The 10,861-nt window shown below is 72.5% G+C and carries 9 protein-coding genes; all 9 read right to left on the bottom strand.

What is annotated here, in order from left to right; translation table 11 throughout:
- Positions 1–92 precede the first annotated feature (92 nt).
- The 9 genes from C6N75_RS20015 to rpsB all read right to left on the bottom strand — a co-directional run bounded on the left by C6N75_RS20015 (position 93) and on the right by rpsB (position 10,504).
- Positions 93–1,118, bottom strand: a complete 1,026-nt coding sequence (locus C6N75_RS20015) for an ABC transporter ATP-binding protein (protein ID WP_407703247.1) — start codon at positions 1,116–1,118, stop codon at positions 93–95.
- The gene (locus tag C6N75_RS20020; RefSeq protein ID WP_105870295.1) at positions 1,115–2,764 is read right to left on the bottom strand and encodes an ABC transporter permease; all 1,650 of its coding nucleotides are present in this window, start codon (positions 2,762–2,764) and stop codon (positions 1,115–1,117) included. The genes C6N75_RS20015 and C6N75_RS20020 overlap by 4 nt, the downstream gene beginning before the upstream one ends.
- Before the next feature lie 77 nt (positions 2,765–2,841).
- A complete protein-coding gene (locus tag C6N75_RS20025; protein ID WP_105870290.1) occupies positions 2,842–3,939 on the bottom strand; it encodes a thiamine ABC transporter substrate-binding protein in 1,098 nt (365 codons plus the stop codon).
- A 280-nt stretch (positions 3,940–4,219) separates the two neighbouring features.
- Positions 4,220–5,332, bottom strand: coding sequence for a 23S rRNA (adenine(2503)-C(2))-methyltransferase RlmN (gene rlmN, locus C6N75_RS20030; RefSeq protein WP_105870291.1), 1,113 nt, complete (start codon positions 5,330–5,332; stop codon positions 4,220–4,222).
- Positions 5,333–5,608: 276 nt separating this feature from the next.
- Positions 5,609–6,820, bottom strand: coding sequence for a phosphatidate cytidylyltransferase (locus tag C6N75_RS20035; RefSeq protein ID WP_105870292.1), 1,212 nt, complete (start codon positions 6,818–6,820; stop codon positions 5,609–5,611).
- On the bottom strand, positions 6,820–7,377 hold the full coding sequence (frr, locus tag C6N75_RS20040; protein ID WP_105870297.1) for a ribosome recycling factor: 558 nt from the start codon (positions 7,375–7,377) through the stop codon (positions 6,820–6,822). Before frr ends, C6N75_RS20035 begins: the two co-directional genes overlap by 1 nt.
- Positions 7,378–7,633: 256 nt before the next feature.
- A complete protein-coding gene (gene pyrH, locus C6N75_RS20045) occupies positions 7,634–8,398 on the bottom strand; it encodes a UMP kinase (RefSeq protein ID WP_105870298.1) in 765 nt (254 codons plus the stop codon).
- Positions 8,399–8,557: 159 nt separating this feature from the next.
- Positions 8,558–9,394: a translation elongation factor Ts gene (tsf, locus tag C6N75_RS20050; RefSeq protein ID WP_105870293.1), complete on the bottom strand. Its 837-nt coding sequence runs from the start codon at positions 9,392–9,394 to the stop codon at positions 8,558–8,560.
- Between the two features lie 195 nt (positions 9,395–9,589).
- Positions 9,590–10,504 (bottom strand): 30S ribosomal protein S2, encoded by a 915-nt coding sequence (gene rpsB / locus C6N75_RS20055; RefSeq protein WP_105870294.1) that lies wholly within the window; start codon positions 10,502–10,504, stop codon positions 9,590–9,592.
- Positions 10,505–10,861: the final 357 nt, after the last annotated feature.

The following is a 10,861-nucleotide window of genomic DNA, read 5'->3' on the forward strand; positions in this document are numbered from 1 at the left end:
GCTCCCCGCCCTCCCCGACGCGGACCGCCGGAGGCCGGGCGGGGCCGCCGGAGGCCGGGCGGGGGCACCGGAGGCCGGCGTGGGGGCACCCGCTAGCCCAGCACCACGACCTCCTGCGCCGTGAAGACCGCGCCCACCTCGGCGCCCTCCTCCGGGGTGTCGCGCAGGGCGCAGACCGCCTCCAGGGGCGGGCCGGTCTCCGGGCGCAGGCGGACGGCGACGTGGTGGCCGCGGAAGGTGCGGGTCTCGACGGTGCAGCGCAGCCCGTCGGCGGGGGCGGTGAGCCGTACGCCGGCGGGGCGGACGAGCAGGGGGTGCTCGCCCTGGGCCGAGCCGGCCGGCACCGGGAGCCTGCCCCAGGCGGTGTCGGCGGCCTCACCGCGTACCGTCGCCGCGGTCACGTTCTCGAAGCCGAGGAAGCGGGCGGTGAACTCGTCGGCGGGGCGCTGCCACACCTCGCGGGGGGTGCCGGACTGGGCGATCCGGCCGTCGCGCATGACGACCACCCGGTCGGCGAGGGCGAACGCCTCGCCCTGGTCGTGGGTGACGGCCAGCACGGTGGTGCCGAGCCGGCCGAAGAGCCGCCGCAGTTCGGCCACCAGGCGCTCGCGCAGGCCCCGGTCGAGCTGGCCGAGGGGCTCGTCCAGCATCAGCAGCCGCGGACTGGGGGCGAGCGCCCGGGCCAGGGCGACGCGCTGCTGCTCGCCGCCGGAGAGCGCGGCGACGGCGCGGCGCTGGGCGCCGGGCAGGCCCACCAGTTCGAGCAACTCGGCCACCCGGGCGGTGCGTTCGGGTCTGGCCGCGCCGCGTACCCGCAGCCCGAAGGCGACGTTCCCGGCGACGTCGCGCTGCGGGAAGAGCTGGTGGTCCTGGAACATCAGGCCCACCCCGCGGCGGTGCGCGGGCACCCCGGCCTGGTCGGCGCCGTCCAGCAGCACCCGCCCGCCGTCCACCGGCGTCAGCCCGGCGACCGCCCGCAGCAAGGTGGACTTGCCGCTGCCGCTCGGGCCGAGCACGCACACGATCTCGTGCTCGGCGACGTCGAGGTCGACCGCGTCCAGCGCGGCCCGGCCGCCGAAGCGCACGGTGGCCTGCTCCAGGGTCAGCAGGCCGCTCACAGCTCACCCGCCCGGTTGACGCGGACGCGTTCCAGGAGCAGCAGGGACACCGCGCACACCACCATCAGGATCGTGGACAGGGCCATCGCCTGCCCGTAGTTGAGGTCGCCGGGCCGGCCGATCAGCCGGGCGACGGCGACCGGCAGGGTGGGACTGTCGGGCCGGGCGATGAACACCGTCGCACCGAACTCGCCCAGCGAGACGGCGAACGCGAACCCGGCGGCCACCAGCAGCGCCCGGCCGACCAGCGGCAGGTCCACCTCCCGCCAGGCCCGCCAGGGGGACGCCCCGAGCACGGCGGCCGCCTCCCGCAGCCGTACGTCGACGGCGCGCAGCACCGGCAGCATGGTCCGCACCACGAACGGCACCCCCACCAGCGCCTGTGCCAGCGGCACCAGCCACCACGAGGAGCGCAGGTCCAGCGGCGGTTCGTCCAGCGCGATGAGGAAGCCGAAGCCGACGGTGACCGCGGACACCCCGAGCGGCAGCATCAGCAGGGCGTCGAAGCCGCGCACGAGACGGCCGGCGCGCCGGGTGAGGGCGGCCGCGGCCAGGCCGCCGACCAGGACGGCGATCGCGGTGGCGGCCAGCGCGTAGGTCAGCGAGGTGGAGACGGCGGTGAGCGGGGCGACCAGGAAGGTGCCGCCGGAGGCGTCGGCGTCCTGAAGGGCCCGGTAGTACAGCAGCCCGTCCGGGCCGCCGAAGGAGCGGGCGACCAGCACCCCGAGCGGCAGCAGGAGCAGCGTGATGGAGGCGAGCACGGCGGCCAGCAGCGTCCACTGGGCGGCGCCGCGCGGCCGGCGGGCGGTGGTGGCCGGGTCCACCAGCTTCAGCGCGGTCTCCCGGCGGCGTACCGTCCGGGCGTGCACGGCGAGCACCGCGCCGACGGCGGCGAACTGCACCAGGGTGAGGACCGCGGCGGTCGGCAGGTCGAGCAGTTGCGCGGTCTGCCGGTAGACCTCGGCCTCCAGCGTGGTGTAGGCGGGTCCGCCGAGGATCTGCACGATGCCGAAGGAGGTGTACGTGAAGAGGAAGACCATCAGCGCGGCGGCGGCCACCGCGGGGGTGAGCGCCGGCAGCGTCACCCGGCGGAAGGCGCCGAGCCGGGAGGCGCCCAGCACCCGGGCGGCCTCCTCCTGGCGCGGGTCGAGCTGGGACCAGAGCCCGCCGACGGTGCGGACCACGACGGCGTAGTTGAAGAAGAGGTGGGCGAGCAGGATGGCCCACACGGTGGTGTCGAGGCGCACGCCCCACAGCTCGTCGAGCAGCCCGCGCCGGCCCATCACGGCGAGGAACGCGGTGCCGACCACGACGGTGGGCAGCACGAACGGCACGGTGACCACGGCCCGCAGCAGCTTCCGGCCGGGGAAGTCGAAGCGGGCCAGCACATAGGCGCCGGGCAGCGCCACCAGCAGGGTCAGCGCGGTGGAGGCGAGCGCCTGCCAGGTGGTGAACCACAGCACGTCGAGGATCTCTGGGCGGCCCAGCACCTCGGCGATCCGGCCGGGGTCGAAGCCGCCCCCGCCGGTGCCGGTGGCGCCGGGCCCGTCGCTCAGGCCGAGGCCGCGGGCGGTGATGGCGGCCACCGGGTAGGCGAAGAAGACCGCGAAGAAGACCACCGGCAGCGCCATCAGCCCGGCCCGCAGCGCGCCCGCGCGCCGCGCCCGCCGCCGCGCGGACGGCGTGGGCGCGGCGGTCTTCCCGGGCGCCGCCTCGCGGCGCGCTACCTCAGGACGAGGGAGGACCACGTCTGGATCCACTGGTCGCGGTTGTCGGCGATCTTCTTCGGGTCGAGCGCGTGCGGGTCGTCGGCGGTCGCGCCGTGCTCGGTGAACAGCGCCGGCAGCGCGGCGTCCTTCGCGACCGGGTTGACGAACATCTGCAGCGGCACGTCCTCCTGGAAGTCCTTGGAGATCAGGAAGTCCAGGAGCGCCTTGCCGCCCTCGGGGTTCTTCGCCCCCGCCAGCAGGCCGGCGAACTCGGTCTGCCGGAAGCAGGTGCCGGTGGAGACGCCGGTGGGCGCCTCCTCGGGCTGCGGCTCGGCGTACAGCACCTCGACGGGCGGGCTGGAGGCGTAGGAGACGACCAGCGGCCGGTCGCCCTTGGCCTTCTTGCCGCCGGCCGATCCGGAGAACTCCTGGTTGTAGGCGATCTCCCAACTGTCGGCGACCTTGACGCCGTTGGCCTTCAGCTTCTTCCAGTAGCCCGGCCAGCCGCCGTCGCCGTACTCGGCGGCGGTGCCGAGCAGGAAGCCCAGGCCGGGCGAGGAGCGCTCGGGGTTCTCCACCACCAGCATGTCCTTATAGGCGGGCTTGGCGAGGTCGTCGAAGTTCTTCGGCGGTGCGAGCTTCCGGTCCGCGAAGAACTTCTTGTCGTAGTTGACGCAGATGTCGCCGGTGTCGACCGGGGTGACCCGGTGCTCGGCCTTGTCGAGCTGGACGTCCTCGGGCACCCGGTCCAGGCCCTTGGCCCGGTATGACTGGAAGACGCCGTTGTCCAGGGCGCGGGAGAGCAGGGTGTTGTCGACGCCGAAGAAGACGTCGCCCTGCGGGGCGCCCTTGGTGAGCACCGCCTTGTTGACGGCCTCGCCCGCGTCGCCGCTCTTGAGGACCTTGACGGTGTAGCCGGTCCGCTCGGTGAACTCCTTGAGCACCTCCGGGGAGGCGTTGAACGAGTCGTGGCTGACCAGGGTGACGGTCTTGGACGCCGTGGCGCCCTGGTCCTTGCCGGACCCGCCGTCGCCGCCGCACGCGGTGAGCGCCGTGACGCCCAGCGCGCCGGCCAGCACACCGGCCGCGACCTTGGTGGTGGTGGTGGACACTGATTCCTCCTGGGGGTGACCAGGAAGAGACGCGGCCCCGCCCGCCGGCGGCCGCAGGGGGCGCGCGGGCGGGCAGGGCGCAACAGCTTGAGTGGTGACCGAACTCCCTACCCAGAATGACCTGGGCGAGGTTCAGAGGGTCTGCGGCCTGACGGTGCCGCACTCTCAGCGCTGTGGCGCTCCCCTGTCGGATGGTGATGTTGTGGAGTTGTGGCGCGCGGAACGGACCGCGCGCCCCCAGAGTACTAGGTCGCTTTTCGGCCGCCCCGGGGGACGGGGCTCAGCGCTCGGCGGCGGCGAGCTGCCCGCAGGCCCCGTCGATCTCCTGGCCCCGGGTGTCCCGCACGGTCACCGGGACCCCGTGCGCGGCGATGGCCTCGACGAACGCCTTCTCGTCCTCCGGCCGGGAGGCGGTCCACTTGGACCCGGGCGTCGGGTTGAGCGGGATGAGGTTGACGTGCACGCGCTTGCCCTTGAGGAGGCGGCCCAGCAGGTCGCCGCGCCACGCCTGGTCGTTGATGTCGCGGATCAGCGCGTACTCGATGGAGACCCGGCGGCCGGACTTCTCCGCGTACTCCCAGGCCGCGTCGAGCACCTCGCGGACCTTCCAGCGGGTGTTGACCGGCACCAGGGTGTCGCGCAGCTCGTCGTCGGGGGCGTGCAGGGAGACCGCGAGCCGGCACTTGAAGCCCTCGTCGGCGAACCGCAGCATCGCCGGCACCAGGCCGACGGTGGAGACGGTGATGCCGCGCTGGGACAGCCCCAGGCCGTCCGGCTCGGGGTCGGTCAGCCGGCGGATCGCGCCGACCACCCGCTTGTAGTTGGCCAGCGGCTCGCCCATGCCCATGAAGACGATGTTGGACAGCCGGGCCGGGCCGCCGGGCACCTCGCCGTCGCGCAGCGCCCGCATGCCGTCGACGATCTGGTGGACGATCTCGGCGGTGGAGAGGTTGCGGTCGAGGCCGGCCTGGCCGGTGGCGCAGAACGGGCAGTTCATGCCGCAGCCGGCCTGCGAGGAGATGCACATGGTGACCCGGTCCGGGTAGCGCATCAGCACCGACTCGACCAGGGTGCCGTCGTGCAGCCGCCACAGCGTCTTGCGGGTGGTGTCGTCGTCGCAGGAGATGTGCCGCACCACGCTCATCAGCTCGGGCAGCAGCTCGGCGGCGAGCTTCTCCCGCGCGGCGGCCGGGATGTCGGTCCACTGCGCCGGGTCGTGCGCGTAGCGGGCGAAGTAGTGCTGGGAGAGCTGCTTGGCGCGGAACGGCTTCTCGCCGATCGCCGCCACGGCCTCCTTGCGCTCGGCGGGCGACAGGTCGGCGAGGTGCCGCGGCGGCTTCTTGGCGCCGCGGGGCGCGACGAACGTCAGTTCTCCCGGGGCGGGGGGTGCCATGGCGTGCTGCTCCTAGCTGCGTCACGTGCGCCGGTGCGGATACGGCGATCGCTGTACGTCGGTGGGCGTCCGTGCCGGAAGGGCGCGGGCTCCGGCCCGGCGGGCGGCCCGGCCGGTACGGCCGAAAGGGCCCGCCGCGCGAAGCGGCGAGCCCTTCCAGGGTAACGGTCCGGGAGTCCGGCCCTCTTCCCGTACGGGAAGTGCGGCAGGTCACCCCGCCGCGTACGGCGGCGGCGGGTGTCGACCCCGGCCGCGGGTGTCAGCCCCGGCCGCGGGTCAGCCCGCCCCCACGAACACCACCAGCAGCAGCCACACCACCGGCGCGGTCGGCAGCAGCGAGTCCAGCCGGTCCATGATGCCGCCGTGGCCGGGCAGCAGGGTGCCCATGTCCTTGATGCCGAGGTCCCGCTTGATCATGGACTCGCCGAGGTCGCCCAGGGTGGCGCTGACCGCGACGGCCAGCCCCATCAGCAGCCCCTGCCACCAGGTGCCGCCGTCGACGGCGAACTCCATGCACAGCGCGCCCGCGCCCATCGCGAAGCCGACCGCGCCCAGCAGGCCCTCGCGGGTCTTGCCGGGGCTGATCCGCGGGGCGAGCTTGTGGGTGCCGAAGCGCCAGCCCACCGCGTACGCCCCGGTGTCGCTGACCACGGTGAGGATCAGGAAGGTCAGCACCCGCCAGGGCCCGTCGCCGGCGGCGAGCATCAACGCCACGAAGGTGGCGAGGAAGGGCACGTAGAAGGCGGCGAACACGCCCGCGGTGACGTCCTTGAGGTAGCCCTCGGGCGGTTCGGTCATCCGCCAGACCAGCACCGCCAGCGCGGTCAGCGCCATGGCGACCCAGGCCCCCTCGGCGCCCCGCAGATAGCCGGCGACGACCATGGCGGCGCCGCCGACGGCCAGCGGGACGAGCGGGGCCTTGATGGCCTTGCGCTCCCGGAGCCGGGAGGTCAGCTCCCACAGGCCCACCACCACGGCGGCGGCCACGACCCCGACGAACGCGGCCTTCCAGACGAACAGCGACGCGATGATCACCGCGCCGAGTCCGACGCCGACCCCTATGGCCGCCCGCAGGTCGCGGCCGGCCCGCTTCTTGACGGCGGCCGCGGGCAGCGGCGCGGCCGGCCCGCCGGCCGCCTGCGCGGACGCGTGGCCGGGCAGGTGACCGGCAGCGCGGCCGCCGGCGTACGGCTGCCCGCCGGCGGGCGGCTGCCCGTGCGGCGCCGCCGCACGGAACGGGGGACCGCCCTGCGCGGCGGCCCCCCGGTCACGGCCGTGGTCGAGGTCGTCCTGGTCTCCGTGGTCGCCGCCGGACGGTGGGCCGGCGGGAGAGTCGGGCACGATGGGCATGGGGCGAGTCTGCTGTGCCTCATGCCCGTCGTGGGCGGGACCCGCCGGGGCGGCCGGGGCGAGCCCGGTGTCGAGCCCCTGGTCGGGCGGACCCCAGTAACCGCCTTTCGGCGGGGCCCCCCAGGATGCGTCGTTCATCAGACCTCGAGCAGCTCGGATTCCTTGTGCTTGAGCAGCTCGTCCACCTGCGCGACGTACTTCGCGGTGGTGTCGTCGAGCTCCTTCTCGGCGCGGCGGCCCTCGTCCTCGCCGACCTCGCCGTCCTTGATCGCCTTGTCGATGGTCTCCTTGGCCTTGCGGCGCACGGAGCGGATCGAGATCTTGGCGTCCTCGCCCTTGCCCTTGGCGACCTTGATGTACTCGCGGCGGCGCTCCTCGGTCAGCTCGGGGAACACCACGCGGATGATGTTGCCGTCGTTGCTGGGGTTGACCCCCAGGTCCGAGTCGCGGATGGCCTGCTCGATGTTGCGCAGCGCGCTCTTGTCGAACGGGGTGACCACGGCCATGCGCGGCTCCGGCACGGAGAACGAGGCCAACTGGTTGATCGGGGTGAGCGCGCCGTAGTAGTCGGCGACGATCTTGTTGAACATGGCCGGGTGGGCGCGCCCGGTGCGGATCGCGGCGAAGTCCTCCTTCGCGACCACGACGGCCTTCTCCATCTTCTCCTCGGCTTCGAGGAGGGTCTCTTCGATCACCACTTGCTCCTGCGTGTCGTCTGTGGATCGTCTGGTGGATAGGCGTCCGTCGGTGGCGCCTGCGAGTCCCCGGGCGGGGTGCGTCCGGCGTACCCACCGCGTACCGGGGATCGTCCGTGGTACGCGGCGCCCGCGTGGCTCTTGCGTCCCTGAACGGTGTCCGACCGGCAGGGCTTTGTCCATCCCCTCCCGGAGCGACCCCGCCAGGCGTCGGCGACGCGCGCGGGCGACCCGGTCCGGGAGGCCCGGCAGGGTCTCAGCGCCGGGTGCCCTCGTCGCTGACGAGCGTGCCGATCTTCTCACCCTTCACGGCCCGCGCGATATTGCCCGCCGCGAGCAGCTCGAAGACCAGGATCGGGAGGTTGTTGTCCCGGCACAGGGTGATGGCGGTGGCGTCGGCGACCTTCAGGTCCCGGGCCAGCACCTCCCCGTACTCCAGCGCGTCGAACTTCACCGCGTCCGGGTTGGTCTTCGGGTCGGAGTCGTACACCCCGTCGACGCCGTTCTTGCCCATCAGCAGGGCCTCGGCGTCGATCTCCAGGGCCCGCTGGGCGGCGGTGGTGTCGGTGGAGAAGTACGGCATGCCCATGCCCGCGCCGAAGATGACCACGCGGCCCTTCTCCAGGTGGCGCGCGGCCCGCAGCGGCAGGTACGGCTCGGCGACCTGGCCCATGGTGATGGCGGTCTGGACCCGGGTCTCGATGCCCTCCTTCTCCAGGAAGTCCTGGAGGGCGAGGCAGTTCATCACCGTGCCGAGCATGCCCATGTAGTCGGAGCGGGCCCGGTCCATGCCGCGGACCTGGAGTTCGGCGCCCCGGAAGAAGTTGCCGCCGCCGATGACGACGGCGATCTGGGCGCCGCCGCGTACGACCGCGGCGATCTCACGCGCGATGGCGTGGACCACGTCGGGGTCGACGCCGAGGCCCCCGCCGCCGGAGAACGCCTCCCCGGACAGCTTCAGCATGAAGCGGCCGGACTTGTTGCCGGATGTGTCGTCGCCCTGTGCGGCGCCCTGGTTCATGGAGATCTCCTCGTGCACATACGAAGAAGGCCACTGCCGGTGAGTGCGGTGTCCCTCACGGCAATGGCCTCCTCGTCAGATCTGCGGCCGTCCGGCGCTCACGCGGCCGACGTCCACGTGGGAAACCCTAGCGGGATCCCGAGTCGAGCGCGTACCGGCTCAGATGCCGACCTTGATGCGGGCGAAGCGCTTCAGGGTGACACCGGCCTCGTCCAGGATCTGCTGGACGGACTTCTTGTTGTCCAGCGCGTACGGCTGGCCCAGCAGGGTGGCGTCCTTGAAGAAGCCGTTCAGCCGACCCTCGACGATCTTGGCGATCGCGGCCTCGGGCTTGCCCTCGGCGCGGGTGGTCTCCTCGGCGACGCGGCGCTCGGTCTCGACGACCTCGGCCGGGACGTCCTCGCGGGCCAGGTACTTCGGCGCGAAGGCGGCGATGTGCTGCGCGACGCCCTTGGCGACCTCGGCGTTCTCCTTGTCCAGCTCGACCAGGACACCGATCTGCGGGGGCAGGTCGGGCATGGTGCGGTGCATGTACGCGGAGACGTAGCCGCCGGAGAACTGCGCGAAGCGGTCCAGGACGATCTTCTCGCCCAGGTTGGCGTTGGCCTCGTCCACGTACGCCTGGACGGTCTTGCCGGACTCGATCTCCGAGCCGAGCAGGCCCTCGAGGTCGGCCGGGGAGGTGGCGGCGACGTGCGCGGCGAGCGCGTTGGCGACGACCAGGAACTTCTCGCTCTTGGCGACGAAGTCCGTCTCGCACTTCAGCTCCAGGACGACACCGGAGGTGTTGTCGCCGGCGATCAGGGAGACGACCGCGCCGTTCTCGGCCGAGCGGCCCTCGCGCTTGGCGACGCCCTTCTGGCCCTTGATGCGCAGCGCCTCGACGGCCTTGTCGACGTTGCCGTCGGCCTCGTCCAGCGCCTTCTTGCAGTCCATCATGCCGGCGCCGGTGAGCTCGCGGAGCTTTTTGACGTCAGCGGCGGTGTAGTTCGCCATGATCTGTGAATCTCTCTCGAAGTCTGGAAGATCTACGAAGATCTACGGGTGGACGGCGGAGGCTTCGTGGGCCTCCGCCGTCTTCGCCGAATCCACGGGACCGCACCCGGCGGCAGCCGCCGTCCGGTCCCCCCGGGCGCGCGGGCCGGCTCGCACCGGCCCGGCGCCCTCGACTCAGGGCCGCAGCCCCGGGGTTCAGGCCTGCTCGGCGGCCGGAGCGTCGGCGGCCGGGGCCTCGGCGGCGGGCGCCTCGGTCTCGGCGGCGGCCTCGGCCGGCTTCTCGGCCTCGGCGGCGGGGGCCTCGGCGGGCTTCTCGGCCTCGTCGGCCTTCTTGTCGCCCTCCAGCAGGTCCCGCTCCCACTCGGCGAGCGGCTCGCCCTGGGCCTTCTCGCCCGGCTTCGAGTCACCGGTGGCGACGCCGGAACGGGCGATGAGGCCCTCGGCGACGGCGTCGGCGATCACGCGGGTGAGCAGGGTGACGGAGCGGATCGCGTCGTCGTTGCCCGGGATCTTGTAGTCGACCTCGTCGGGGTCGCAGTTGGTGTCCAGGATCGCGACGACCGGGATGTGGAGCTTGCGCGCCTCACCGACGGCGATGTGCTCCTTCTTGGTGTCGACGATCCAGACGGCGCTCGGCACCTTCTGCATCTCGCGGATGCCGCCGAGGGTCTTCTCCAGCTTGGCCTTCTCGCGCGAGAGGACCAGCAGCTCCTTCTTGGTCAGGCCGGAGGCGGCCACGTCCTCGAAGTCGATCGCCTCAAGCTCCTTCAGACGCTGAAGGCGCTTGTAGACGGTGGAGAAGTTGGTGAGCATGCCACCCAGCCAGCGCTGGTTGACGTACGGCATCCCGACCCGGGTCGCCTGCTCGGCGATGGCCTCCTGGGCCTGCTTCTTGGTGCCGACGAACATGATGGAACCGCCGTGGGCGACGGTCTCCTTGACGAACTCGTAGGCGCGGTCGATGTACGACAGCGACTGGAGCAGGTCGATGATGTAGATGCCGTTGCGCTCGGTGAAGATGAAGCGCTTCATCTTCGGGTTCCAGCGACGGGTCTGGTGACCGAAGTGGACGCCGCTCTCCAGCAGCTCCCGCATCGTGACGACGGCCATGGCCGTATCTCCTTGATTTCTCGGTTTGTCCTGACGCCCCGGCGCGCTGCGCCACGAAGGACCGAAGAGCGCTACCACGACTTCTGACAGTGGTGGCGGGGCGTGCGAAGTCGACCCGGTGACCCGGATCGCCAGAAGAAGTGTACGGGACCCCGACACCGCCGGGTGACGGCGATGTCCACAACGGGTGGCCTGTCCACAGCCGACCACCAAGATCAGCGCGGACGGCCCCCGTTGCGTCACAGTGCGTACATGCACACCACGACGACGCACCTCATCGCCCTCCTCCTGACCACCGCCACCCCGACCACACCCCCGTCCCCATCCCCGACCACACCCCCGTCCGCACTCCAGGAT

Origin of the sequence: Streptomyces solincola (assembly GCF_002982015.1) — a bacterium.
GTDB lineage: Bacteria > Actinomycetota > Actinomycetes > Streptomycetales > Streptomycetaceae > Streptomyces > Streptomyces solincola.